The sequence below is a fragment of the Cupriavidus sp. U2 genome, assembly GCF_009663685.2.
Lineage (GTDB): Bacteria > Pseudomonadota > Gammaproteobacteria > Burkholderiales > Burkholderiaceae > Cupriavidus > Cupriavidus necator_C.
This window is the reverse complement of the sequence record NZ_RCOG02000026.1, coordinates 98,334-123,835: the sequence shown is the minus strand read 5'-3', so window position 1 is coordinate 123,835 and position 25,502 is coordinate 98,334. Positions and strand designations below refer to the sequence as shown.

At 65.3% G+C, this 25,502-nt stretch carries 25 protein-coding genes and 1 riboswitch; of the genes, 13 read left to right on the top strand and 12 right to left on the bottom strand.

What is annotated here, in order from left to right; translation table 11 throughout:
• Window positions 1-5: 5 nt before the first annotated feature.
• Complete coding sequence (locus D9X30_RS19110) at window positions 6-1,373, bottom strand: MFS transporter (RefSeq protein ID WP_153947966.1); 1,368 nt, start codon at window positions 1,371-1,373, stop codon at window positions 6-8.
• Window positions 1,374-1,805: 432 nt separating this feature from the next.
• Between D9X30_RS19110 and kdgD the strand changes: the two genes are divergently transcribed.
• From kdgD to D9X30_RS19095, 3 genes are all read left to right on the top strand, one after another.
• On the top strand, window positions 1,806-2,720 hold the full coding sequence (kdgD, locus tag D9X30_RS19105) for a 5-dehydro-4-deoxyglucarate dehydratase (RefSeq protein WP_153947967.1): 915 nt from the start codon (window positions 1,806-1,808) through the stop codon (window positions 2,718-2,720).
• A 216-nt stretch (window positions 2,721-2,936) separates the two neighbouring features.
• Entirely contained in the window at window positions 2,937-3,740 is an 804-nt protein-coding gene (locus D9X30_RS19100; protein WP_153947968.1) for an enoyl-CoA hydratase, read from the top strand.
• Between the two features lie 335 nt (window positions 3,741-4,075).
• Complete coding sequence (locus D9X30_RS19095; RefSeq protein WP_153947969.1) at window positions 4,076-5,071, top strand: isopenicillin N synthase family dioxygenase; 996 nt, start codon at window positions 4,076-4,078, stop codon at window positions 5,069-5,071.
• A gap of 125 nt (window positions 5,072-5,196) precedes the next feature.
• Here D9X30_RS19095 and D9X30_RS19090 read toward each other — a convergent pair whose 3' ends face one another.
• Both D9X30_RS19090 and D9X30_RS19085 read right to left on the bottom strand, forming a co-directional pair.
• The gene (locus D9X30_RS19090) at window positions 5,197-5,655 is read right to left on the bottom strand and encodes an HU family DNA-binding protein (protein ID WP_153947970.1); all 459 of its coding nucleotides are present in this window, start codon (window positions 5,653-5,655) and stop codon (window positions 5,197-5,199) included.
• Window positions 5,656-5,929: 274 nt separating this feature from the next.
• Window positions 5,930-6,427, bottom strand: coding sequence for an Mpo1 family 2-hydroxy fatty acid dioxygenase (locus D9X30_RS19085; RefSeq protein ID WP_249641011.1), 498 nt, complete (start codon window positions 6,425-6,427; stop codon window positions 5,930-5,932).
• 215 nt (window positions 6,428-6,642) lie between these two features.
• Here D9X30_RS19085 and D9X30_RS19080 point away from each other — a divergent pair, with 215 nt between their 5' ends.
• The 3 genes from D9X30_RS19080 (at window position 6,643) to D9X30_RS19070 (ending at window position 10,275) form a co-directional block, all read left to right on the top strand.
• A complete protein-coding gene (locus tag D9X30_RS19080; RefSeq protein ID WP_153947971.1) occupies window positions 6,643-7,539 on the top strand; it encodes an arylamine N-acetyltransferase family protein in 897 nt (298 codons plus the stop codon).
• Window positions 7,540-7,719: 180 nt separating this feature from the next.
• Window positions 7,720-8,484, top strand: a complete 765-nt coding sequence (locus D9X30_RS19075) for an SDR family oxidoreductase (protein WP_153947972.1) — start codon at window positions 7,720-7,722, stop codon at window positions 8,482-8,484.
• Between the two features lie 24 nt (window positions 8,485-8,508).
• Window positions 8,509-10,275, top strand: coding sequence for a class I adenylate-forming enzyme family protein (locus tag D9X30_RS19070; protein WP_153947973.1), 1,767 nt, complete (start codon window positions 8,509-8,511; stop codon window positions 10,273-10,275).
• A 40-nt stretch (window positions 10,276-10,315) separates the two neighbouring features.
• Here the strand turns inward: D9X30_RS19070 and D9X30_RS19065 are convergent, their stop codons facing one another.
• The 3 genes from D9X30_RS19065 to D9X30_RS19055 all read right to left on the bottom strand — a co-directional run bounded on the left by D9X30_RS19065 (window position 10,316) and on the right by D9X30_RS19055 (window position 11,768).
• Complete coding sequence (locus tag D9X30_RS19065; RefSeq protein WP_153947974.1) at window positions 10,316-10,804, bottom strand: CreA family protein; 489 nt, start codon at window positions 10,802-10,804, stop codon at window positions 10,316-10,318.
• Window positions 10,801-11,289: an acyl-CoA thioesterase gene (locus D9X30_RS19060; RefSeq protein WP_124686467.1), complete on the bottom strand. Its 489-nt coding sequence runs from the start codon at window positions 11,287-11,289 to the stop codon at window positions 10,801-10,803. Before D9X30_RS19060 ends, D9X30_RS19065 begins: the two co-directional genes overlap by 4 nt.
• A gap of 197 nt (window positions 11,290-11,486) precedes the next feature.
• Complete coding sequence (locus D9X30_RS19055) at window positions 11,487-11,768, bottom strand: HU family DNA-binding protein (protein WP_008651272.1); 282 nt, start codon at window positions 11,766-11,768, stop codon at window positions 11,487-11,489.
• Window positions 11,769-11,879: 111 nt separating this feature from the next.
• Here D9X30_RS19055 and D9X30_RS19050 point away from each other — a divergent pair, with 111 nt between their 5' ends.
• The 3 genes from D9X30_RS19050 (at window position 11,880) to D9X30_RS19040 (ending at window position 14,629) form a co-directional block, all read left to right on the top strand.
• A complete protein-coding gene (locus tag D9X30_RS19050) occupies window positions 11,880-12,293 on the top strand; it encodes a hypothetical protein (RefSeq protein ID WP_153947975.1) in 414 nt (137 codons plus the stop codon).
• 38 nt (window positions 12,294-12,331) lie between these two features.
• Window positions 12,332-13,534, top strand: coding sequence for an ammonium transporter (locus tag D9X30_RS19045; RefSeq protein ID WP_153947976.1), 1,203 nt, complete (start codon window positions 12,332-12,334; stop codon window positions 13,532-13,534).
• A 234-nt stretch (window positions 13,535-13,768) separates the two neighbouring features.
• Window positions 13,769-14,629, top strand: coding sequence for a mechanosensitive ion channel family protein (locus tag D9X30_RS19040; RefSeq protein ID WP_153947977.1), 861 nt, complete (start codon window positions 13,769-13,771; stop codon window positions 14,627-14,629).
• Window positions 14,630-14,670: 41 nt separating this feature from the next.
• On the opposite strand, the gene D9X30_RS19035 is transcribed toward D9X30_RS19040, so the two are convergent.
• Window positions 14,671-15,885, bottom strand: coding sequence for a Bcr/CflA family multidrug efflux MFS transporter (locus tag D9X30_RS19035; RefSeq protein ID WP_153947978.1), 1,215 nt, complete (start codon window positions 15,883-15,885; stop codon window positions 14,671-14,673).
• Between the two features lie 260 nt (window positions 15,886-16,145).
• On the opposite strand from D9X30_RS19035, the gene D9X30_RS19030 reads away from it, so the two are divergent.
• The gene (locus tag D9X30_RS19030; protein WP_153947979.1) at window positions 16,146-16,727 is read left to right on the top strand and encodes a hypothetical protein; all 582 of its coding nucleotides are present in this window, start codon (window positions 16,146-16,148) and stop codon (window positions 16,725-16,727) included.
• A gap of 88 nt (window positions 16,728-16,815) precedes the next feature.
• Here the strand turns inward: D9X30_RS19030 and mdoH are convergent, their stop codons facing one another.
• Entirely contained in the window at window positions 16,816-19,422 is a 2,607-nt protein-coding gene (mdoH, locus tag D9X30_RS19025; RefSeq protein ID WP_153947980.1) for a glucans biosynthesis glucosyltransferase MdoH, read from the bottom strand.
• Window positions 19,395-20,912, bottom strand: a complete 1,518-nt coding sequence (locus D9X30_RS19020) for a glucan biosynthesis protein G (RefSeq protein WP_153948071.1) — start codon at window positions 20,910-20,912, stop codon at window positions 19,395-19,397. Before D9X30_RS19020 ends, mdoH begins: the two co-directional genes overlap by 28 nt.
• A gap of 568 nt (window positions 20,913-21,480) precedes the next feature.
• Between D9X30_RS19020 and D9X30_RS19015 the strand changes: the two genes are divergently transcribed.
• Window positions 21,481-21,882 (top strand): RT0821/Lpp0805 family surface protein, encoded by a 402-nt coding sequence (locus tag D9X30_RS19015; RefSeq protein ID WP_153947981.1) that lies wholly within the window; start codon window positions 21,481-21,483, stop codon window positions 21,880-21,882.
• 57 nt (window positions 21,883-21,939) lie between these two features.
• Here the strand turns inward: D9X30_RS19015 and D9X30_RS19010 are convergent, their stop codons facing one another.
• The 3 genes from D9X30_RS19010 to D9X30_RS19000 all read right to left on the bottom strand — a co-directional run bounded on the left by D9X30_RS19010 (window position 21,940) and on the right by D9X30_RS19000 (window position 24,652).
• Window positions 21,940-22,509, bottom strand: a complete 570-nt coding sequence (locus D9X30_RS19010; RefSeq protein ID WP_153947982.1) for a surface-adhesin E family protein — start codon at window positions 22,507-22,509, stop codon at window positions 21,940-21,942.
• 188 nt (window positions 22,510-22,697) lie between these two features.
• Window positions 22,698-23,384, bottom strand: coding sequence for a 3,4-dihydroxy-2-butanone-4-phosphate synthase (ribB, locus tag D9X30_RS19005; protein WP_153947983.1), 687 nt, complete (start codon window positions 23,382-23,384; stop codon window positions 22,698-22,700).
• 127 nt (window positions 23,385-23,511) lie between these two features.
• A riboswitch (FMN riboswitch) is annotated at window positions 23,512-23,674 on the bottom strand.
• A 108-nt stretch (window positions 23,675-23,782) separates the two neighbouring features.
• A complete protein-coding gene (locus D9X30_RS19000) occupies window positions 23,783-24,652 on the bottom strand; it encodes a helix-turn-helix domain-containing protein (protein ID WP_153947984.1) in 870 nt (289 codons plus the stop codon).
• Between the two features lie 189 nt (window positions 24,653-24,841).
• Between D9X30_RS19000 and D9X30_RS18995 the strand changes: the two genes are divergently transcribed.
• Together D9X30_RS18995 and D9X30_RS18990 are read left to right on the top strand one after the other, a co-directional pair.
• Window positions 24,842-25,141 carry a type II toxin-antitoxin system RelE/ParE family toxin gene (locus D9X30_RS18995; RefSeq protein WP_153947985.1) on the top strand — a complete coding sequence of 100 codons (300 nt, stop codon included), beginning with the start codon at window positions 24,842-24,844 and terminating at the stop codon, window positions 25,139-25,141.
• Window positions 25,138-25,485 (top strand): HigA family addiction module antitoxin, encoded by a 348-nt coding sequence (locus D9X30_RS18990; RefSeq protein WP_153947986.1) that lies wholly within the window; start codon window positions 25,138-25,140, stop codon window positions 25,483-25,485. Before D9X30_RS18995 ends, D9X30_RS18990 begins: the two co-directional genes overlap by 4 nt.
• The last annotated feature ends 17 nt before the right edge of the window (window positions 25,486-25,502 follow it).

The following is a 25,502-nucleotide window of genomic DNA, read 5'->3' as shown; positions in this document are numbered from 1 at the left end:
CTTCTTTATTGGGGGTGCTTCAGTTCGACACGGCGAATGTCCTTGACGATCACCAGGTAGCTCAGCACGGTCACCAGGGCGTTGATGCCCACAAAGACCAGCGCGCCGTTGAACGAGCCCGTGGCGCTCAGGATATAGCCGATCACAATCGGCGTCACGATGCCCGCGATATTGCCAAACGTGTTGAAAATGCTGCCGGCCAGGCCGATCACTTCCTTGGGCGCCGTATCGGCCACCACGGCCCAGCCCAGCGCGCCAATGCCCTTGCCGAAGAACGCCAGCGCCATGATGGCCACGACCAGCCATTCGGCATCGACGTAGTTGCACGCGATCATCGACACCGACAGCAGCATGCCGGCCACGATGGGTACCTTGCGGGCCAGCGTCAGCGAATGGCCGCGGCGCAGCAGCGTGTCGGAGATCACGCCGCCCAGCACGCCGCCCAGAAAACCGCAGATGGCCGGCAGCGAGGCCACGAAACCGGCCTTCAGGATCGACATGCCGCGCGCCTGCACCAGGTACACCGGGAACCACGTCAGGAAGAAGTACGTCAGCACGTTGATGCAGTACTGGCCCAGGTAGACGCCGGCCAGCATGCGGTTGGTCAGCAGCTGCCTGGCGTAGAACCAGCCGGCCGGATTGGCCGCGCGGCCGCCCTTCTTGGCTTCTTCGCCTTCGCCCATGTGGATCAGGCCGCCGCCCTGCGCGATATGGTCGAGTTCGGCCTGGTTGACGCCGGTGTGCGTGGCCGGGCTGCGCATGACCTTGAGCCAGACCAGCGCCAGCAGCATGCCCATGATGCCCATCCACAGGTACACATGGTGCCAGCCCCAGCTATGAACGATCCACGCCATCAGCGGCGTGAACACCACGGCCGCAAAATACTGCGCGGCGTTGAAGATGGCCGATGCGGTACCGCGCTCGGCGGTCGGGAACCAACTGGCCACCACCTTGGCGTTGGCCGGGAAAGCCGGTGATTCCGCCAGTCCCACGGCAAAGCGCAGCGCGAACAGCACGCTGATGGCCTGGCCGATCGTAGCGAAAACGCCAATCCAGCCTTGCAGCAGCGTGAAGAACGACCACAGGAAAATGCTGAAGGCATAGATGCGGCGCGCGCCGAAACGGTCGAGCAGCCAGCCGCCCGGGATCTGCGCCATCACATAGGCCCAGCTGAAGGCCGAGAAGATATAGCCCATCTGCACCGCCGAGAAGCCGAACTCCTCGCGCATGGCCGGGCCGGTGATGGACAGCGTGGCACGATCGGCGTAATTGATCGTGGTCACGATAAAGATCAGGGCAAGAATCCAGTAGCGGACGTTGGTGCGGCGGGCGCCGGATGCGGCGGCCGCGCTGGAAGCGGGTGTTGCGTTCATCTGGGTCTCCTCACAGCCGGTGGACCTCGATGCGGGAATGCGTCTGGACCGGCTTGTGATATGTCGTCGTACGACCGGAATTATAGAGACGCGGTTCCGTCCACCACAGTGCGCGTTTACCCTGCCTTGGTGCGATGGGCTGTATTACGGTGCGTCAGGCGATCCCGCTGCCTTTCAATTGGCTTGCGGCTTGGCGGGGGATGCTGCCCGGTTTGCGATCCCAACCCGGCGGCCCCGAGCGACGTGTGGACACTCGTCCTGGCCACCCTTTTCCCCGGGGTTTTCCCTTGGTTTGCACCATCCCACTTGCATGGTCAAGTTGTTAGTTGTACGATGACTTATCTCGAAACGTTCACAACAATGGACGGGGACCCACGGGCCTTGATCCACACTTCACCCACCATTCGCCATGTGGCGATCAGGAAGAGCGACATGACTACACCGCAAGAACTGAAGCAGATTATTTCCGAAGGCCTGCTCTCGTTCCCCGTTACCGATTTCGACGCACAGGGCAACTTCCGCGCCGACACCTATACCGAGCGCCTGGAATGGCTGGCGCCGTACGGTGCCTCGGCCCTGTTCGCCGCGGGCGGCACCGGTGAGTTCTTCTCGCTGACGCAGCAGGACTACTCGAATGTGATCCGCACCGCCGTGGAAACGTGCCGTGGCAAGGTGCCCATCCTGGCCGGCGCTGGCGGCCCGACCCGCGTGGCCATCGAGTACGCCAGGGAAGCCGAGCGCCTGGGCGCCCACGGCATCCTGCTGATGCCGCACTACCTGACCGAAGCCAGCGAAGACGGCATCGCCAACCACATCGAAGAGGTTTGCAAGGCGACCCGATGCGGCGTGATCGTCTACAACCGCGCCAATTCGCGCATCGGCGCCGACCTGCTGGCCAAGGTCGTGGACAAGTGCCCGAACCTGATCGGTTTCAAGGACGGCGTGGGTGACATCGAAGCCATGGTGCGCGTGCGCCGCAAGCTGGGCGACCGCCTGGCCTACCTGGGTGGCCTGCCCACCGCCGAAGTCTATGCCGCTGCCTACAAGGCGCTGGGCGTGCCGGTGTACTCGTCGGCCGTGTTCAACTTCATCCCGAAGACCGCGATGGACTTCTACCGTGCCGTGGCCGCCGACGACCACGCCACGATCGGCCGCCTGATCGACGACTTCTTCCTGCCGTACCTGGACATCCGCAACCGCAAGCATGGCTACGCCGTGTCGATCGTGAAGGCCGGCGCCAGGCTGGTTGGCCACGACGCCGGCCCGGTGCGCGCGCCGCTGACCGACCTGACCGAGGAAGAAGTGGCAAAGCTGGACGCCCTGATCAAGAAGCTGGGTCCGCAATAAGCCATACCGTATCGAGTTGAAGCATTGAGAGCCGACACAAGTCGGCTCTTTTTTTTGGAGTCGCCGCCGGCGCCAGCGGTGGACTCGGGCAGACCACTGGCAACCCACCGTTACGCCAATCGTCCGCGATCCCGGCATCCGGATTCACCCTGATTCCGCACCCATTTCGAACAAATCGCGCGATCATTGCGCCATTGACCGATGACGGAGTCCGATATGGCAGCGCAGTCAGACGACAAGGCAACCGAGCCGCTGGTGCTGCGTGACAGCCGCGATGGCGTGGTGACGCTGCGGCTGAACCGGCCGCTGCAGTTCAATGCGCTCTCGGAAGCCATGCTGGCCGCGCTGCACGGCGCCCTCCAGCGCATCGCCAGCGATGACAGCGTGCGTTGCGTGATCCTGGCAGCCCAGGGCAAGGCATTCTGCGCGGGCCACGATCTGCGGGAAATGCGCGGCCAGCCCGAGCTTTCGTACTACCAGGGCCTGTTCGCCCGGTGCAGCGTCGTGATGCAGGCCATCCAGGCGCTGCCGGTGCCTGTCATTGCGCGCGTCCATGGCATCGCCACCGCCGCCGGCTGCCAGCTGGTAGCCAGTTGCGACCTGGCGATCGCATCCATGCAGGCGCAGTTTGCCGTGTCCGGCATCAACGTCGGGCTCTTTTGCTCCACGCCGTCGGTGGCGCTGTCGCGCAACGTGGCAACGAAACGGGCCTTCGACCTGCTGGTGACCGGGCGCTTCATCGACGCCCGGACAGCGGCCGATTGGGGCCTGATCAACGAAGCCGTGGCCGACGATGACCTCGATGCCGCCGTCGCGCGCAAGGTAGCCCAGATCTGCGCGAAAAGCCCGACGGCCATCCGCTATGGCAAGGCCATGTTCTACAGGCAGCAGTCGATGCAGCTGGCCGACGCCTACGCCTTCGCTGGCGACGTGATGGCGCGCAACATGATGGAAGAGGATGCGGGCGAAGGGATCGACGCGTTCCTGCAGAAGCGCGATCCGCGCTGGACCCAGCGATAGCACCGGATGCATCGCCCCGTGCGGATGATGCACCGTCGCCAGCCCATCCACGCACCACAACCGCCCCCCCCATGCGCCAGGAAGGTGAAAAACACCTGGATTTCGTCCGTTTTGCGCTGGCCCAAAACCTGCGATGGTGATGATTGAAGAGTAGAAGCGTTCAACCGCCCGTTTCCTGACGACCCATCGGCGCAGGCGGGCGGCAGGAAATTGCTCTTGATGTCCGCGCCGCTGCGGAACTCGAGAGCCAGAGACTTCCTGCATCCCAGGTATTCCAGGTATCCCGCTTTCCCGGTCGGCCGGACCCGTTCAACTTTTCCTGAACCCGGAACGACATGACCAGGACAACCACCCTCCCCCTGCACGAACTGGCGCGCGAGTCGCGCATGGGCGCCCACGGCACCGAGACCGATGCGCGGGACATCCGCCGCATCGACCTGTCGGATTTTGACCAACGCAAAGCCGAGATTGCCGACCAGCTCTGGCAGGCTGCCGTCGAAATTGGCTTCTTCCAGCTGGAAAACCACGGCATCGACCTGACAGCCGTGCGCGAAGCGTTTGCCATGACCGAACAGTTCTTCGCGCTGCCTGAGACGATCAAGGGCCAGTATCCGCTGCAGAAGGCCAACAACGCCGGCTGGGAAACCCGCGCCCAGGTCCGCCCGTCCACCGGCACGCCCGATCAGAAAGAGTCGTACCAGATCACGCGCCCGCATATGGCCGCGCTGTGGCCCACGGACACCGAGCTGCCCGGTTTCCAGGCCACCATGCTCGCGTTCGAACGGCAATGCTGGGACGTCGGCATGAAGGTGCTGTCCTGCTTTGCCGACAAGCTGGGCTTTGACGCCGGTTTCTTCAGGCGCGCGCACGACCCCGTAGCGCCCGACTATCAGAGCACGCTGCGCCTGCTCCACTACTACGCGATTCCCCCTGAGGCGCAGGACAAACTGGACCTCTGGCGCGCCGGCGCGCACACCGATTTCGACTGCCTGACGCTGCTTTTCCAGCGCCAGGGACAAGGCGGCTTGCAGGTATGCCCCGGCAAGGAGATGGAGGCCCAGGCATGGACGCCGATTCCACCGGACGAGGACGTGATCACCTGCAACATCGGCGACATGCTGATGCGCTGGAGCGACGACCGCCTGCCGTCGAACTTTCACCGCGTACGCAACCCGCTGCCGGGCGAATACATGGGCCCGCGCTACAGCCTGGCGTTCTTTTGCCAGGCCAACCGCAATGCCGTGATCGAGGGGCCGGCGAAGCAGTATCCGCCGATCACCGCCGGCGATTTCCTGCGCCAGCGCGTGGCGGCGAACTTCAAGGCGTACTGACGCCCGGGCGCCGGCCGGGCGCCCATAAACCAAAAGACCCCGTGCTCTTGCGAGACACGGGGTCTTTAGCCGTCCGGCGCCTGCACGGGGCAGGCATCGGGCGGGCGACTACCAAAGTTCGGCTATCAGGCCGCAGCGTCCTTCAGCTTCTTCAGCGGACGGACCTTGACCTTGACGCTGGCCGGCTTGGCCGGGAACCAACGCTCTTCACCCGTGAACGGGTCCTTGCCGAAACGCTTCTTCTTGGCCGGCACTTGCTGCGCGGTCACCTTCAGCAGGCCCGGCAGCGTGAATTCGCCAGCGCCCTTCTTGTTCAGCGCGCTGACGATGGTGTTTTCGAGGTGAGCCAGCACCGTCTTCACAGCCTTGGCTTCGAGCTGGGTTTGTGCCACCAGGTGAGCGACCAGGCTCGACTTGTTGAAGGTGTCCTTCAGCGGCTTCACGGTCGGAGCAGCGGCGGGAGCAGCCTTCTTGGCCGGTGCGGCCTTCTTTGCGGCAGCCTTCACGGGTGCCTTGGTTGCTGCGGCCTTCTTGGCAGCAGGCTTGGTTGCAGTCTTCGCGGTCGGTTTCGCTTTGGTCGCCATATCGATATACGAGAGTTGAAGATTGATGTCCCGGCCATTTGCCATCCATCGCAGCGTAGCACCTGTCATCGCTTGCGAATCGTGCTGGCCGGCACGCACTGAATCATAGCGGAAACGGCCAGAAGTAAAGGGGTTTTCTCACATGCGACAGGTCAAACCAAGGGAAAAACCCGGGTTTTGTCGCTGGTTTGCGTCAGCAGATGCGCTGCGGAGCGGTACGTCCCCCCACTTTCGCACGTGACAGACGCCGCGAACGCGCAAAAGTTTCCGCGAATCAGTGCGCGTGCGCGGCCACCGCATCGCGCGTTTCGCGCGCCAGCCCCATGGCAAAGGCGGCTTCGGCCACCAGAAACAGCGGCCCCACCAGCAGGCCGACGAGGTCGTCGACAAAGGCCGGCTTGCGGCCCTCGAAGTAGTGGCCGACGAACTGGATGACCCACCCTGCCACGAACAGGCCGATCCCCGTGGTCAGCCACGCCACGGTGGACAGCGCGGCAATCCATGCCCCCGCCCACACGAATATGGCCAGGATCGCGGCCATCGCCACGCCAAAGCCGAAGGACAGGCGCAGGTAGAACAGGCAGGCCAGCACATAAACGACGATGGCCGGCGTCAGGAACAGCGCGCCTTCCCCAAGCGGCATGGCGGGGCGGCCCAGCAGCGCGGTAACGGCCAGCACGATCATCGGAATGCCGACGAAATGCGTGACGACGTTACGGCTGTCGCGGTGGTAGGCTGCGTAGCTGGACAGATGATCGATCAGGGTTTTCACGGGGCGTCTCCTCTCTTCTGGCTTTTTTCAGGCGCTTTCTGGTCTCTGCTCGTGCGCGCGGTCGTGCGCGATCGCACCCGCAGGCCGCCGGCACCGCCAGACCACGTTGCGCGCCGGGTTTTGCTGTGGATTTATATTAGTGATGCACCGCGTGCTCCGGAAGAGGGTCAACCCGCCGTTCGAGCCGCCCTACTAATTCTTCCAGTCCCCTCGATATGCGCCACGAAGACGAGATCCCCGCCCTCACCATCGGCCAGCGCGATGCCTGGCTCGAACGGATCGGCATCGGCAACGAGGCCGATCTGTCGCCCACCCTGGACACGCTGAATATCCTGATCGGCGCCCACCTGCGACATATCCCGTTCGAAAACCTGACCCCGCTGGTGGGCTGGCGCGTGAATATCGATCTGCCGGCGGTATTCGACAAGCTCGTCGCGCAGCGGCGCGGTGGCTACTGTTTCGAGCTCAATACGCTGTTTTGCGCGGGCCTCAAGGCGCTGGGATTCGCGGTGACGCCACTGGCCGCCCGCGTGCGCTGGAACGTGCCAGACGAGCGCCCCACGGGGCTGTCGCACATGCTGCTGCGCGTGGAAGTGGCGCACGAAAGCCATGTCGCCGATGTCGGCTTTGGCGGCCCCACGCCGGACCGCGCGCTGGCGCTGTCATTGCCGGCGGCTGCCGCATCCCCGTACCGGCTGCTGCCCACGCCGGCCGCCGTGGCCGGCACGGGCTTCCATTCGTATGACCTGGCCGTGCGTGATCCCGAGGCGAATGCTGACGATGCAGAGGCCTGGCGCGTGCTGTATCGCTTCGACCTGACGCCGCAGCCGCAAATCGACTACGTGGCGCGCAACTGGTACGTCTCGACGCATCCCGACAGCCACTTCACGCAGAAGCTGATCGCCGCCCGCACGGAAGCCGACGGCACGCGGCTGTCGCTCGGCAACGGCAGCCTGACCGCGCGCATGCCGGACGGCAGCGTGCAAAAGACCGACCTGCCGACGGCCGGCCACGTCATCGACGCTCTGGCCGACCGCTTCGGCATCCGTATCGACGACGACCTGCGCGCCGGGCTGGCGGCACGGCTGCCAGCCGTGCTGGCGGCGCCCTGACATTCCGCGCTGCGGCACGGTTCATGCATCGCATGAATTGCCCGCAGAAAGTTTGCTGATATCGGCCCTGCCGTACGAGTCGGGCTGTGGACTGGGAAACGACGCCTGCCCATAATGTCCCGGCCAATTCACGATTCAGGCGGCGGCCAAGACCGCTGCCCATCCCTATCAGGAGACACCATGTCATTGTTCGATCTGTCGGGCAAGGTTGCCATCATCACCGGGTCCTCGCGCGGTATCGGCCGGGCCATTGCCGAGCAAATGGCCGTCCAGGGCGCCAAGGTCGTCATCTCGTCGCGCAAGGCCGAGGCCTGCCAGGAGGTGGCCGATGCCATCAATGCGCAACACGGCGCCGGCACGGCGCTGGCCGTGGCCGCCAACATCTCGTCCAAGGAAGCCCTGCAAAACCTGGTCGACGAAACCAACCGCACTTTCGGCAAGGTCGACATCCTGGTCTGCAATGCCGCGTCGAACCCCTACTACGGGCCGATGAGCGGTGTGTCGGACGACCAGTTCCGCAAGGTGCTGGACAACAACGTGATCTCGAACCACTGGCTGATCCAGATGGTGGCGCCGCAGATGATCGAACGCAAGGAAGGCTCGATCATCATCGTGTCGTCGATCGGCGGCCTGCGCGGATCGCCCACGATTGGCGTCTACAACGTCTCGAAGGCGGCCGACTTCCAGCTGGCGCGCAACCTGGCCGTGGAATTCGGGCCGCACAACGTGCGCGTGAACTGCATCGCCCCGGGCCTGATCAAGACCGATTTCGCCAAGGCCTTGTGGGACGATCCCGTGCGCTACAAGCAGTCCACCGAGAACGCGCCGCTGCGCCGCATCGGCGAGCCGGTGGAAATCGCCGGCGCGGCCTGCTTCCTGGCATCGGCGGCCAGTACCTTCATGACCGGCCAGGCCTTGGTGGTGGACGGGGGCGTCACGATCTGATCTGTCTTGCGCGGGAGGCAACGCATGTCGCAACATCCGCAACATCCGCAGCAACCCTCGCCGGCCGGCCCACAGTGGCCGGTCATGTCGATTGCCGAGGCGCACGCCCGGCTGACCGCCCCCGGGGCGCCGTTCGAAACCGAGACGCGTGTGATCCGGGGCATTCCCACCACGGTCTGGAAGAACGCCCCGCCCACGCTGCGCGACCTGTTCCTGGTCGCCGCGGCCTGGGGCGAAAAGACGTTCGTCGTCTACGAGGACGAACGGGTCAGCTATCGCGCATTTGCGCTGGCCGCCACCGCGCTTGCCCACCAGCTGGTGCGCGACGGCGTGCGCAAGGGCGACCGCGTGGCCGTGGCCATGCGCAACCTGCCCGAGTGGCCCGTGGCGCTCTATGCCGGGCTGCTGACGGGCGCCATCGTCACGCCGCTCAATGCCTGGTGGACCGGCCCCGAACTCGAATACGGCCTGTCGGATTCGGGCAGCCGCATCGCCATCGTCGATCACGAGCGCCTTGACCGCATCCTGGAGCACCTGCCGGACTGCCCCGCGCTGGAACGCATCTACGTGTCCCGTGCGCCGGCCGACGCCACGTTCGACGACCCGCGCATCGTGCCGCTGGCCTCGGTGATCGGCGATTCCGGCGCCTGGCCGTCGCTGCCGTCGCAATCGCTGCCGCTGGTGCCGCTCGACCCCGAAGACGACGCCACGATCTTCTATACGTCGGGCACCACGGGCAAACCCAAGGGCGCCGTCGGCACCCACCGCAACGCCTGCTCGGTGGCCGTCTGCGCGCAGTTCAGCCCGCTGCGCAACTTGCTGCGGCGCGGCGAGCCGGTGCCTGAGCCGAATCCCGATGCCCCGCAGAAGGCCGCGCTGCTGGCCGTGCCGTTCTTCCACGTCACCGGCTGCATGTCGGTGCTGAACGGGGCGCTGGCCAGCGGCGGCAAGATCGTGCTGATGTATCGCTGGGACACGCTGCGCGCAATGGAACTGATCGAACGCGAGCGATGCACGTCGGCCGGCGGCGTACCCACGATCGCCTGGCAGATCATCGAACATCCGCGGCGCGACGAATTCGACCTGTCGTCGCTCGAAAACATCCACTACGGCGGCGCGCCGGCATCGCCCGAACTGGTGCGCCGCATCCAGGCGGCCTTTCCGAACGCCGCGCCCGGCATCGGCTGGGGCATGACGGAAACGTCCGCCACGTTCACCAGCCACAGCGCCGACGAGTACATTCACCGGCCGGACGCCAGCGGCCCTGCGCTGCCGATCGGCGAGATGAAGATCGACGATGGCTTCGGCAATGCGCTGCCGCCCGGGGAGATCGGCGAACTGATGGTGCGCGGCGCCAACGTCGTGCGTGGCTACTGGAACAAGCCTGAGGCCACGGCAAAGACCTTTGTCGATGGATGGCTGCACACCGGCGACGTGGCGAGGCTGGACGAGGAAGGCTTTCTCTACATCGTCGACCGCATGAAGGACATGCTGATCCGGGGCGGCGAGAACATCTACTGTATCGAGGTGGAAAGCGCGTTGTATGCGCATCCGGCCGTCATGGACGCGGCCGTGGTCGGCATTGCGCACCGGACGCTGGGCGAGGAGCCGGGCGCCGTGGTCAGCCTCAAGCCGGGCGCCCGGGCCACCGAAGCGGAGCTGCAGGATTTCGTGCGCCAGCAGCTGGCCGCGTTCAAGGTGCCGGTACGGGTCATCGTCCGGGACGACATGCTGCCCCGCAATCCGAACGGCAAGATCCTGAAATCGAACCTGCGCAAGCTGTTCGAATAGGAAGGCCGGCGTCGCAACGCCCGGCGACGCCGCGAGGCTGTCACTTCACAGGAATCGGCGTCCCGGCGGGCACCGGGACGGCCGTCACCGCGTTCTGCGGGCTGCCGCTGACGATGCGGTCCGAATAGGTCAGGTAGACCAGCGTATTACGCTTGCGATCCACCGCGCGCACCACGTGCAGCGTCTTGAACAGGATCGACATGCGTTCGGAGAACACGTCCTCCTGCGCCTTGAGCGGGCCCTTGAACGCGATCGTCCCCACCTGCCGGCAGGCAATCGACGCCTCGGGCGGGTCCTCGGCCATGCCGAACGTGCCTTTGATGCCACCGGTGCGGGCACGCGACACGTAGCACGTCACGCCTTCCACCTGCGGATCGTCGTAGGCCTCGATCACGACCTTGTCCGACCCCGTCACCCGGAAATTGGTCGAAACGCTACCGATTTCCTCGGCATGGGCGGCAGCCAGCACCGTGGCTAGGCCACAGGCCAGCCCAGCCGCCAGCACAATTCGCAACGGCCTCGGCGTCATTCGGCGGTCGCCCCCTTGATCTCGTCGTGGCGGCGCTCCATTTCCTGACGCAGCGCACGGCGTTGCCGGGCGGCTTCGAAACGCTGGCGCTCCACCTCGTCGCGCGGCTGCAGCGGCGGCACTTCGGCCGGCGTGCCGTTGTCGTCCACGGCCACCATCGTGAAATAGCAGCTGTTGGTGTGGCGAACCACCTTGCTGCGGATGTTCTCGGTCACCACCTTGATGCCGATTTCCATCGAACTGCGGCCCGTGAAGTTCACCGCCGCCAGGAACGTCACCAGTTCGCCGACGTGAATCGGCTGGCGAAAGACCACCTGGTCAACCGACAGCGTCACGACATACCGTCCGGCGTAGCGGCTCGCGCACGCGTAGGCCACCATATCCAGGTACTTGAGGATGGTGCCGCCGTGGACGTTGCCGGAAAAATTGGCCATGTCCGGCGTCATCAGCACGGTCATGGACAGCTGGTGGGACAGATCATTCATCGCAGAAAATCCAGAAATCGAGCATGAGGCGCGGGCAGTGTAACCCGCTGGGCCGGGTCATGGCATATCGGATGCGCGCGATTTCCGCTGCGAAGCAGCAAAACAGTCTGAATACACGGCGGGACAAATAAAAAAAGCGGCCCCGCAGGCCGCTTTCTGTACTTCTGTACTTCTGTAACGCTCCGGACGCGATGCGCTTACTTCTTCTTGTTCACGGCGTCCTTGAAACCCTGGCCGGCCGAGAACTTCACCGTCTTGGCGGCCGGGATCTTGATCGTTTCGCCGGTGCGCGGATTGCGACCGGTACGTGCAGCACGCTTGCCCGAGCTGAAGCTGCCAAAACCCACCAGCGTAACCGAGTCACCCTTCGCAACTGCCTTCTTGATACTGTCCAGCGCAGCGTTCAGCGCGCGCTCGGCGGCGGCGTTGCTGAGTTCTGCTTCCGCGGCGATGGCCGATACCAGTTCACCTTTATTCATGGCTGATTTCCCTTGTTTGGTCGTCGTCACCGGACTTTTGCCAAGTGGCAAAAGTCCGATCGGCGCAGTCTAATCTGCCCTTTACGGCTTGAGCAATCCCCAGTGGCACCGATGCAACGAAAACTGCCGGAAATCGTTCTCCGACAAGACTTAGCGGGGTTTTTACCCCTCTGTTTTTCGAATCGGCACATCACATTTGAGGATCAGGACGTATCGGACGGCGCACTTTATGAAACCGGCAGATTATTGCCGATTATCCACCGAGCTGCGCAATTTCCGCCTTCCGATTTGACGGGGCCGGACTGCCAGCCCACTGCGCGCATTTTCGGTGCATCGCCGTGTCATGCACCAATCGTGGTCTATTCGCGCACTGACATGCGTCTTTTTGGCGCACGCATGCCCCACGATCGCGCCACCCTTGCCCGCTCCGTGCCGTCTACGGGAATGCACCGGCAGCGCGCCCGGTGCGGCGCGCCCAGATTTGGCGCGGCATTCCCCGTTTTGCGCCAAAAACTGGAACGCTAATTGCTTATCCGTGCTCCCATTTTGAGCATGAGGTAACGATGGAGAACCTGAAGACAGGCACGGATGCCTTGTTCATCCTGCTGGGCGCGATCATGGTGCTGGCAATGCACGCGGGGTTCGCATTCCTGGAACTTGGCACCGTTCGCAAGAAGAACCAGGTCAATGCACTGGTAAAGATTCTGGTCGATTTCGCCGTGTCGACACTGGCCTACTTCTTCATCGGATACACCATCGCCTATGGGGTCCAGTTCTTTGCCGGCGCGGAGACGCTGGCAGAGAAAAATGGCCACGAACTGGTGAAGTTCTTCTTTCTGGCGACGTTTGCCGCCGCCATTCCGGCGATTATCTCGGGCGGCATCGCGGAACGCTCGCGCTTCAATCCGCAACTGATGGCGACCTTCGTCCTGGTGGGCTTTGTCTATCCGTTCTTCGAAGGCATCGTCTGGAACAACCGCCTGGGCGTGCAGGACTGGCTGGCTTCGGTAACAGGCGCACCGTTCCACGACTTTGCCGGTTCGGTGGTCGTGCACGCGGTGGGCGGCTGGATCGCCCTGCCCGCCGTGCTGCTGCTCGGCGCCCGGCGCGGCCGTTATCAGAAGGATGGTCGCATCAGCGCGCATCCGCCATCGAACATCCCCTTTCTGGCGCTGGGCGCCTGGGTGCTGGCGGTGGGCTGGTTCGGCTTCAACGTGATGAGCGCCCAGACCATCGACAAGATTAGCGGCCTGGTGGCCATCAATTCGCTGATGGCGATGGTCGGCGGCACGCTGGCGGCCTGGGCGGCGGGCCGCAACGACCCGGGCTTCTCGTACAACGGCCCCCTGGCCGGGCTGGTGGCGGTCTGTGCAGGCTCCGACATCATGCATCCGCTGGGCGCGCTGGTGACTGGCGCCGTGGCTGGCGTGCTGTTCGTCTATCTGTTTACGCTGGCCCAGAACAAATGGCATATCGACGATGTGCTGGGTGTCTGGCCGCTGCACGGCCTCTGCGGCGCCTGGGGCGGCATTGCAGCGGGCATTTTCGGCAGCCACCTGCTGGGCGGGATGGGCGGCGTGTCGCTGGTGTCGCAAGTGGCCGGCACGCTGATGGGGATCGTGGTCGCGCTGGTTGGCGGCACGGTGGTCTATGGCACGCTGAAGAAGCTGGTGGGCATCCGGCTGGACCCGGAAGAGGAGTTCAACGGCGCCGACCTGACGCTGCACCGCATCTCGGCCACGCCGGAGCGTGAAACCAACTGGTAAACCACCGGTTTTGCAGGGCATTGTGGAAAAAAGCGGCCGGGCATTAACACGGCCGTTTTTACTTGGCGCGCAAAAAAGATTGACTTGAACTTTCGCGCGCGAGCGCCCAATAATGCCCTTGCCGTTTCCTCAAACGCCGACACAGGCGTGCCTTGTGATCCTGACATTATCGACAGCATGCTTTCGTTTTTGCTGTCCCTGTTTTTCCTGCCCGTAAATCACAGGAGTATGTTCATGGATACCACCTCGCTGCAAAGCATCCGCGACGTCATTTACAGCTACGCCACCATATTCGGCGTGAAAATCCTGGCCGCGCTGGCGTTCTGGGTGGTGGGCCGCTGGCTGATTCATTTCGTGGTACGGCTCGTACAGAATTCGCTTGCCAGGCAAAGCGTCGATCCCACCCTGCTGCGCTATGTCGGATCGATCGTCACCGTCACGCTGAATGTGGTGCTGGTGATCGGCATCCTGGGATACTTCGGCATCCAGACCACCACGTTCGCGGCGCTGATCGCGGCGGCCGGCGTGGCCATCGGCATGGCGTGGTCGGGACTGATGTCCAATTTCGCTGCTGGCGCGTTCCTGGTGGTCCTGCGTCCGTTCAAGGTGGGCGACTTCGTGACCGTGGGCGGCGTGACCGGCACGGTGCGCGAAATTGGCCTGTTCGCCACGTCGCTCGATACCCCGGACAACGTCCTGACCGTGGTCGGCAACAACAAGATCTTCAGCGACACGATCCAGAATTTCACGGCCAACCCGTACCGGCGCGTGGAACTGAAGGCCCAACTGGCCGGCACCACCGACGCCGTGGCAGCCATCGCGCTGCTCAAGGAAAAACTGGCCGCCATCCCGAACGTACTGGCCGAACCGGCGGTCGACGTCGAGATCCTGGAATTCACGCTTGTGGGGCCGGTGCTGGCGGTACGCCCGTACTGCCACAACGACCACTACTGGCAGGTGTACTTCGACACCAATCGGACCATCCGCGACAGCTTCGGCGCGGCCGGCTTTGCCGCCCCGATGCCGGCGCAGATGGTGGTCATGCAGAACGCCCCGGCCGTGCCGTTGACCCAGCCGGCCAACCAGGCCGCCTGAGCCGCGAGCCCGGCGCGGCCCGGGCCAATCGGCCTGGCCGATCATCCGGGCTGGCGCATGCCGGCTCGCCCGTACAGACGCAGCAGCACGGCGCCGCTGCCGCAGACCGCCATCACCACGGCGAGCGGCAGCGCCGTGCCGTCGTGCCAGACACTGACCGCGGCACCGGCCAGCGTGCCGAAACCGAACTGAAGCGTGCCCATCAGCGCAGACGCCGTGCCGGCCCGATGGCTTTGATGCGCCAGGGCCAGCGCCGAAGCGTTCGGCGTGATGCATCCCAGCCCGGCCAGGAACACGAAGAAACAGCACAGCAGCACCGGCAGCGACGCCACGCCCAGCAGCGTGGCCGCGGCCAGCGTCAGGCCCGCCACGCATGGCGCGATCAGCGCGACGCGCAGCACATCGTCCAGCGCGCGGGCGCGCACCAGCCTGGCGTTGACCTGCGACATCGCGATCAGGCCAAATGCGTTGGCCCCGAAAACAAAGCCGTAGTGGGAGGGATCGATGCCATGCAGTTCGATCAGCACGAACGGCGAGCCCGCGATATAGGCGAACATCCCCCCCTGCACGCATCCGGCGGACAGCGAGTACCCCAGGAATTCGCGGTCGCGCAACAGCTCCCAGTAGCCGCGCAGCACCGTGCCGGGATGCAGCGTGCGGCGGCGCTGCGGGTCCAGCGATTCCTCCATGCGCGTATGGATCAGCCACAGCAGCAGCACGGCCGCGCCGCAGTGAATCCAGAAGATCGCGCGCCACCCCGTGGCCGCCAGGACGGCCCCACCGATCAGCGGCGCCAGGATCGGCGCCAGCCCCATCACCAGCATCAGCGACGAAAAGGCCCGCGCGGATTCGCGTGCCTCGAGCCGGTCGCGAATCACCGCCCGCGAGACCACCAGCCCGGTGCAGCCGCCCAGCGCCTGCAGGAAGCGCCAGACCATCAGCGACTCCACGCTCGACGCCAGCGCACAGCCGGCGGCGGCCACGCCATAGATTGTCAGGCCCGCATAGAGCGGCGCCTTGCGCCCGAAACGGTCGCTGACCGGGCCGTAAAACGCCTGGCCGATGGCCAGCCCCACCAGGAAGGTGCCCAGCGTCAGTTGCACCTTGCCGATGTCGGTATGAAGGTCGGCTGCCAGCGCGGGGAAGCTGGGCAGGTACATGTCAATGGAAAGCGGTGCGATGGCGGTGAGCGACGCGCAGATCAGCAGCCAGAGCGGAAAGCGCGCGTCGGTGCGCGCGCTTGCGGAGGACGTCATGAAAGGGATCCGGTAAGACAAGCCGCAATTGTTGCATAGCGGGCAAGCCCCTGGCGGCGCGCGCGTCAAGTCACCAGACGTACCGTGGAAAATCCGCCGCAAACCGGCTGCCCGTGCGGCATCACGGGTGGCGCTGCTTTCACGTGTGGCGGCGTGGAGGGTACAATGCGTGCCTGTCGGGACGGATGTCCCCAGACCACGCAGTCAGACGCATCGCGGGAGACGGATCACGGGACCCGTCCCCGGCAACGTTATCCTGCATGACCATACGACATACGCCGTTTATTGCTTCGCTGAGCCTGGTTGCACTCGCAGCCTTGCCGTCGTTGCCCGCATGGGCCGCGCCTGGCAGGCCGCCCGCCATGGCACCGGCTTCGTCGCCCGCGCCCGTGGCGATCGACGAAGCCGAGGCCCTGTCACGCATGCTCAAGGGAGCGGCCACCGGGCAGAACACCGGCGCGGCCGGCGTTCCCGAACTGCTGCGCAATACCAATCGCCCGGACAGCGTGCTGGCACGCGCCTGCCGCCAGCTCAACGACATCCTGCCCATCGAGATCGACGGCGAGACGCGCCTGCGCCGCTGCCAGTCGATCCCGGGCAAGCACGTGCTCTTCCAGCTGGAACTGACCAACTTCCGCGGCCCGATGCTTGACCTGGCGAGCTTCGAGGTGAATTACGCCGCGCCGCTCCAGCGCAACATCTGCGCCAACCGCGACGTGGAAATCCTGACCAAGCTCGGCGTCAGCATGATGTTCCGCTACATGACGCGTAACGACCGCGGCGAACGCCGCGTGGGCGACGTCTATATCAATGCGCCGATCTGCGTGTCGGCGCTGCGCTGAAACGCTCCGCTGAAACGCTCCCGTTTGAAACGGGCAAAAAAAACGGCAGGCCCTGGCGCCTGCCGTTCCTTATGGTGCGGACCGACGGTCACGCCACCCTTGGCCGCAATGGCAGCACGTTGGGGGCGCGGCGCAGCAGCACCCGCGTTTCCTTCCAGGCGGCATCGGCCAGCGGCGACCCCCAGACCAGTTCGTGCAGCTTCGACAGGGCGAACGGGTCGCCCAGCAGCACATGTTTCTGCGCCGCCGACAGCGAACCGGGGCCATGGGTCAGCGCGTGCTGCACCAGCGACGCATGCTGCAGCCTGGCCGGCTCCGGCTGTACCGTACGCGGCGTGGCCGTGGCGCACATCAGCGCGTTGGTCACCGGATCGACCACGGCATCGACGAAGCGCGGCGTTTCCTGGGCGTTTTCCACATGCTGCTGCGTTTCGACGATCTCGCGCGGCACATAGGTTTCCTCCGGGATCATGAACAGACCCGCGCGTCGCGCGGCGCGGCCCAGCGATACGCGCGACAGCATGACCGACAGCGGAATCGACATCGCCAGCGAGCCCACGATCGGCAGCAGCCACCAGATGAAGCCCGGGCTCAGCCAGTACACGCCCGCGCCCCACACCAGGCCCAGCACCGTGTGCCAGCCGTGGCGGCGGAACGCTTCGCCCCAGGTGGTTTCGGCATCCTCGCGCGGGGGCGACTTCCACGAAATGCCCCAGCCGCTGTACGCGGCGATCACGAACTTGGTATGGAACAGCATGCGCGTCGGGGCCAGCAGCGCCGAGAGCGTCATCTCGATCAGCATGCTCAGGAACAGGCGCACCACGCCGCCGTACTGCTTCGCATCCTTGAGCAACAGGATCACGCTGGCCAGCTTCGGCAGGAACAGCAGCGTGGCCGTGGCCGAAAACAGCATCAGCGCCTTTTCCGGATGCCATTCGGGCCAGGTCGGGAACAGCTGGTATGGCTTGGTGAAATACTCGGGCGGCACCAGCGCATGCTTGGCCAGCGCGGCGGTGGACAGCAGCAGGAACAGCAGCCACAGCGGCGCCGACACATAGGCCATGATGCCGGTCAGGAACACGGCCCGGTGCACGGCGTGAAAGCCCTGCTTCATCCACAGCCGGAAGTTCATCAGGTTGCCCTGGCACCAGCGGCGGTCGCGCTTGACCTCGTCCAGCAGGTTCGGCGGCAGTTCCTCGAACGAACCGGGCAGGTCATAGGCAATCCACACGCCCCACCCCGCGCGCCGCATCATGGCGGCCTCGACAAAGTCGTGCGACAGGATTTCGCCGGACAGCGGCCCCTTGCCGGGCAGCGGCGCCAGGCCGCAGTGCTCCATGAAGGGCTTGATCCGGATGATGGCGTTGTGGCCCCAGTAGTGCGACTCGCCAAGCTGCCAGTAGTGCAGCCCGGCCGTGAACAGCGGACCATAGACGCGCGTGGAGAACTGCTGCACGCGGGCATAGAGCGTGTCGCGGCCCACGGCCAGCGGCGCGGTCTGGATAATGCCGGCACCCGGGTTGGCTTCCATCAGCCGGGCCAGCGTGGCCAGGCAGTCGCCGCTCATCACGCTGTCGGCGTCCAGCACGATCATGTAGCTGTACTTGCTGCCCCAGCGGCGGCAGAAGTCGGCCACATTGCCGGTCTTGCGCTTTACGCGGTGACGGCGCCAGCGATAGAAGATGCGGCCAAAGCCGCCCACGGCACGGCACAGTTCGATCCAGGCGTCGTGCTCGGCGGTGCGCAGGTCGGGATTGCCACTGTCGGACAGCACGAAGAAATCGAAATGCTGCAGCTCGCCCGTGCGTTCCAGCGACTCGTAGGTTGCGCGCAAGCCCGCGAAGACGCGCGTCACGTCTTCATTGCAGATCGGCATGATGATCGCCGTGCGCGCGGACGGGTCGATCGGTGCATCGCTGGCGGCGCTGCGCGAGATCAGGTGCTTGTCACCGCCCTTGAACAGGACCAGGAAGCCCATCATCGCCGTCCAGAAACCGGCCGACACCCACGAGAACAGGATCGCGAACAGCGTCAGGATGGCCACTTCGAGCGGATCGGCACCGTGGTACGGCAGCACACGCGACATGAAGTACGTGGCCATGACGGTCTGGCCCACCACCAGCGCCAGCAGGAACCAGCGACGGTGCGAACCGGCCGGGTGCCACTTGCCTTCGGCGTCGGGGCCGTCGTGTAGCGTATCCCAGGTCTCGGGCACGGGCGGGCGGCCCAGCATCTTGCGCCAGGCATTGCGGATGCCGCCCCAGACGATATGCGGCGGCCACTGGCGCGGCACCATCGATGCGCGCTCGGGCTCCGGCCCCGTATGCACGCGCACGGTGCCATCGTCGTTGCGCCGCAGCAGCGGCTGGCCGTCCACCTGCGGGTTGCCATAGGCCATCGCAAAGCGACGGCCCACCGATGCGTAGGTGGCCCCGCCAGGGGCGTTGCCGTGGTTCAAATCGGGAGCTTCCTTGTCCTTCGGGTCGCGACCGGCCAGGCGCGTTTGCAGTTCAATCATGGCCGACGGCACTTCGATACCCTCGGCCGGCACGCTGGACATCAGCGATTTGGGGGTATCGGCCAGCAGCTCGCTACGCAGTTCGGGCGAAGCCGGCAGGCGGTCGACATAGCGCTCGCATGCTGCCGCCGCCTGGGCCGGGCGCTGCTTTAGCCGGGGGGTAAGATGTAGCTCCATGTTTCGGATTGGGTTGTATTGCCGTTGCGAAGGTAGCCGCGCAACTCAACCGGCTTGTTCTCGTCCTTGCGCCGCATGAACATCGTCATGCGCCAGCCACCAGTGGCTTCGTTGCGCTGGACTGTTGTCTTGAGCAGTTCGCCATTGGCGTCCGCCGATACCACGGGGTCCAGGCGCGCCTCTTCGGGCAGCCTCTTGAACGCCGGTCCCTCAAAATCCACCACCAGCGAGAAACTGGTGTCGTCCGCCTTGCGCGTCAGGCCCTGGCCGCGACGCGTCTGCGTGACCCAAGACATCGGCGGCAGGTTCTCGCCGTCCTTCTGCCACTTGAGCCGGTACTCGTAGTCGAAAGCCTGTTTCGGCTTGGGCGGGTTGTCCGGCACCCAGAACGCCACGATGTTGTCGTTGGTCTCGTCCGGCGTCGGGATCTGCACCAGCTCCACGCGACCCGACCCCCAGTTGCCCCGGGGCTCCACCCAGCCGCTCGGGCGGCGCTCGTACCAGGAACCGATTTCCTGGTAGTTGTCGAAGCTGCGGTCGCGCTGCATCAGGCCGTAGCCCTGCGGATTGTTCGCAGCGAACGACGTCACGAGCAGGCGCTTCGGGTTGACCAGCGGACGCCAGATCCACTCGCCGGTGCCGAGCTGCACCGACAGTCCGTCGGAGTCATGCACCTCGGGGCGGAAATCGGTGGTGGCCGACGGCTGGTTCTCGCCGAACAGATACATGCTCGTCAGCGGTGCCAGGCCAAGCTTGGTCACGTGCTCGCGCAGGAACAGACGCGACTTGACCTCCATCACCGTCTCGTTGCCGGGCTTGATGACAAAGCGGTACGCACCGCTCATGCGGCGCGAATCCATCAGCGCATAGATCGTCAGCTGCTTGTCGTTGGCCGACGGCCGTTCGATCCAGAATTCGGTGAAGCGCGGAAACTCCTCGCCGGAGTTCAGCGCCGTATCCACGGCCAGGCCGCGCGCCGACAGACCGTACCACTGGTCCTTGCCCAACGCGCGGAAGTAGCTGGCCCCCAGGAACGACGCCAGTTCGTCCTTGCGCTTGCCCTGCTGGTTCAGCGGATACATCAGGCGAAAGCCGGCGAACCCCAGGCCCTTGAGCTTGGCGGGGTCCACCTTGTGCGAGCCATAGTTGAACGCCGCGGGATCGAAGCGGAATTCGCGTACGCTGTTGCTGACCACCTCGTTGATCCGCACGGGCTGGTCGAACACCATACCCTCGTGGAAGAACGATATCTCGAACGGCAGGCGCGCCCCGCGCCAGGCAAATCGCTCGGGCTTGTATTCGATCTCGCGATAGCGTTCGTAGGTCAGTTCCTTCAGCTCGCGCGGAAGCTCCTGCGCCTTGGGCGGCTTGTACGGCGATGCCGAGAGCTGGCGCGCACGCGCGGCCACGGTTTCGAAATCGAAGGCGTGGGCGGTCAGCGCCAGCAAGGCCAGCATGCCGCCGCCAATCCAGCGCCCCATCCCTGACATCCGGCCGGATAAACGGCGCGATGGCGCGGCGGTCGGGCGTTGGATCGGCAGGAACGACGTCGGATATGCGGACATGAAGACCGTGAACAGGGTTGGCAGGGAAGCAGGCAGCCGGACGAAGCGGCCGCCCAGGAATACGTCGGGAAACTTCAACGATTTGGCTACAGCAAAAGACGGACCAGCGTGCGGCGCACCAGGCGCGGCGCCGATATCAAACATCGGTGCAGTCGCGCCCAACGCAACGTACGCATGTCGAGATTGTTGCAATGCGAGGCGAAACCTTAACAATTCGAGACTTAAAAGTCACGTTTCGTCCGGGCAACGTTTGCAACAAAATGTCTCACCTGTCGGCTCGAAGGCGCCTCGCGCGCAAGCTGCAAGGCTGATGTCAAGCATAGGTCATCCATCGGACGGCGCCACGATGGTGCCGTGAGGGCGAAATGGGAGCCCACCCGATGCCGGGCGGGCGACTGCGGGGGCCGCACGACCGCCCGGCTGTGCATTCCGATGCACTGCGCTTACAATCGCCAACGTTATCCATCCGCTGTTTCAGCCAAAAGGAATCGTCATGCACGTTCGGCGCCTAACCCGTCCGGCCCTGGCCGCCAGCCTGGGCTGCGCCCTGCTCCTGGGCACCGCGCAACCCGCATTCGCCTATTTCCAGACGTATCTGTCCGGCAGCATCATTGGCACGCTGACCAAGAAGGAAGCGGCCTCGCTGCAGCAGTCCGTCGGGAAGGCGCTCAATAGCACCGAGGACAACCAGGTGGTGGAATGGCACTACCCGGCCGAGAACCGCCGCCAGGCCGTCGATGGCACGATCAGCCCGATCGCCACCAAGACCGACCAGGGCCAGAAGTGCCGCCGGCTCAAGTCCGACCTCAAGCGTGGCAGCGCCACCGAGGCCTGGTCGGGCTGGTTCTGCCAGCAGTCGAACGGCACCTGGAAAGCGCGGCACGTCGAAGACTGAAGCCGCGACAAACGCCGGTGTCGGCCGCGCTCAGGCATCACCGCCTGAGCGGCCTGCTCAGTGGCAGAGGCGCGTCATCAGGTCGCCGGCCAGCGTGCCGGACACCGCTTGCTGCGGCATGCCTGCCTGAGGCCCGCGGATCGTATACAGCGAGTCGCCTCGGGCATAGCGTTTGGCATATAGCGTCTGCTCGATCACGGCATACATGGATGTGGCGCAGTTGAACACCATGCGCTTGAGCGACGAGCGGATGGTGTCGCCGCTGGCGGTCTTGATCACGCCCGGCGGCGCGTTGTGCACCAGCGCGACGCCCACCTCCGATCCGCGCCGGCGAATCGACGTCTGGTCCAGATAGGAAATCACGCCATTGGCGCCCATCAGCGGCAGCCAGCGTTGCGGGTCGGGCGCCCCCGGATCGGGAGACACCACCTGCGTGCATCCTTCACGCGGCGCGCCACGGAAGATGGTGCCGCCATTGGGCCCCTGGCACTGGTACAGGCCGCTGGCCGCGGCCGCGCGCGCAGGCGGATTGACGAGGGACGGCGCGCCATTGGACTCGGCCTGCGCCGCCACGCTGAAACACGCGCCGGCGAGCAGGGCCGTGCGTGCGAACATGCGGAAAAACATCGGGAGGTACCCTCGTAAGGACGGGAAGAAGCCCACGATTTTCGCACAGCACGCGCCCCGGAAGACACCCCGCCGCGCAGGAAAGCGCCGGAAATCGCGCCAGACCGCCATGGGCATACGGCGGTTTCGCGCGATATTCGCGCCTGGCTTGCGCTGGATCAGTCCCGCCGTCCTTCGGCGTTGCCGCGTCAGCCCTGCTGCTCGCGCCACGCCACCAGGTCGGCGATGGTCAGCACCGGCAGTTGGTACCTGTGCGCGAAGGCCAGCGCCTCGGGGCGGCGCGCCATCGTGCCATCGGGATTCATCAGCTCGCACAGCACCGCCGCGGGCGACAGGCCGGCCATGCGCGCCAGTTCCACCGAGCCTTCGGTATGGCCCCGGCGCTTGAGCACGCCGCCGTCCACGGCCACCAGCGGAAACACGTGTCCCGGGCTGACCACCGCATCGGTGCCGGCATCGTCGGCAATGGCGGCGCGGATCGTCGTGATGCGATCGGCCGCGCTGACGCCGGTGGTCACGCCTTCGCGCGCCTCGATCGACACCGTAAACGCGGTGCCGTACTGGCTGCGGTTGTTCTCGACCATCGGACGCAGACCCAGCTTGCGCACCTTGTCGGCGGTCAGGCACAGGCAGACGATGCCGCTGCATTCGCGGATCATCATCGCCATGTTGACGTTGGTCAGGCGCTCGGCGGCCAGGATCAGATCGGCCTCGTTCTCGCGGTCGTCATCGTCGAGCAGCACGACGGGACGCCCCTCGCGCATGGCGTCCAGCGCCTGTGCGATGCGCTCGGCAAGCGGACGCGGGTCGGCTTCCGCCATGGCAATATCGCCAGAGGGCAGGTCGGAAAGAGGGTCTTGATTGAGAGCCAGCATGGGTGAAACGCTCCGTGCAATGAAGTTCATGGGCGTTTCAGGGGAACGATCAGCGAACGTCCGCACGACGCTCCGCCCGCGCCGGACGGACAGCGCCGTTCGCGCGTGGGCATGCCATGCGGATTCCGCCCATCTTCTTTCATCCGGACTATGACCGTCGGCCCTGGCTTCTCACCAGGTCTGCTGACCCCGCACGGGAATGCGGGCGCTCGCGGGCTCGTGGCGCCGCTGTCTTTCGACAGTGGCCACATACCGCCGGTGGGGACTTGCACCCCGCCCTGAAGACGTAACGATGCCGCCGCAGCCTGCAAGCCACGACGGCCGGCCGATGTTAGCACGACTGTGCTTTTCTGGCTGAACTGCGATGTGGAAGGATCTCTCGGCGGCGATCCTGCCGGCTACGGACGGCCTGGCGCCGCCGCCAACGCCTCGAACAGGTCACGGGTCGCATCGTCGGCCGGATAGAAGCACTCGATTCTCAGCTCCTGCAGCGTGACGTCCTGCGGATTGCCCAGCGTGGTCAGCGTGGAGAACAGCGACGCGCGGAACCGCCCCGCATGCACCACCACCGGCAGCACGGGCGGCAGCGGCCCGTCTGCCGGGTCGTCCTCCACCAGCAGCACGCCGCCCTTCCCCACCAGATCCGAATGCCATTCGGCAATGCGACGAAAGATCTCCCGCGCGGTCTGGTCATGCGCCTGCACCTGCAGCTCCTGCCAGACGCGTCGCAGCAGGTAGCGGCCCACCTGGCGCGCATTTTCCAGCACCGGCCACAGCCCGTTCGGGTCGAATACGGCCAGCATCAGGTTGACGCGTCCGCCGTCACCGTCCAGCGTGGCCGGCTGGCGACTGCCCAGCAGCTGTTCGAGCATGCGCCGGTACGCCTGGTTGGCATCGACCAGATGCCAGAAGCGGTCCAGCACCACGGCCGGATACGGTTCCTGCTTGGCAAGGATCAGCGAGATGGCGTGACGCACCATCTGCATCGCGGGCGCGCCCAGCGCGTTTTCGCTGTAGGCCGGCGCATAGCCGCTGGCCAATAGCAGCCGGTTGCGCTGGCGCAGCGGCACGCCAAGCCGGTCGGCCAGCGCCAGCACCATCTCGCGGCTGGGCCGGGCGCGGCCCGATTCGAGAAAACTGATGTGGCGCTGGGATACCCCGGCCGCCAGCGACAGCGCCAGCTGACTGTAGCCGCGCTTGCTGCGCCAGTAGCGCAGGAGTCCGGGAAAGTCGATGGCGGCTTCGGAGCCAGGCGTGAGCGTTTCCATGTGCCGCATTACAGCACATGGCCGGATGTTGCACGACTACCTGCCAGGTAATCGCCGCCATTCATCCGCCCGCACGCCATTCAGACATCGATCGAGCCTCTTTCAGATTCGTCGCATTTCGATTCCGCCCCGTCCCGCCTAGCATGACCACTTTCCCTTTGCCTCCCGCTACCCCGATGCGGGCCGACCATGATCCGTTCCCTTGCCAACAAGACCACGGCCGCGCTGTTCTGCGGCCATGCCGTACACACCCTGCCGCTCGCCATCCAGCCCGGCGCCATGCGCAAGCTGGCCATGCTGGACGCCGCCGTGTGCCCGCCTGACCTGGCCGCCGCGCCGGCCAACGAACTGGAGCCGATGCGCGGCCGCCGCCGCGGCATGTGGCGCGTCCGCATCGAGGGCGACTGGCATCTCTGTTTCCGATTCCTGAACGGCGAAGCCTGGGATGTGGAGGTGGCGCAGTGCCCGGCCGACGAGGAGGACGCATGAGCCTCAAGCGAGACGACCTGTCGCGCAGCGACTTCAGCAGCTACGTTACCGGCGACCCCGTGGCGCCTACCCCGCCCGGCGATATCCTGCTGCATGAGTTCATGGTGCCCAACGCGTTGTCGGCTGGCGCGCTGGCCGTGGCGCTGCGCGTGCCGGTGACAAGGATCGAGGGCATTCTCTGGCGCGAACGCGCCATTTCGCCTGAAACCGCGTTGCGGCTGGCCCGCTTTTTCGGTACGTCGGCCGAGTTCTGGGTGCGCCTGGAAGCGAACCATGCGCTACGCATGGCCCAGGCCTATGCCGGAGCGGCGATCGAACGGGACGTCCAGCCGATCACGGCATGATTCCTGCACACCCATCC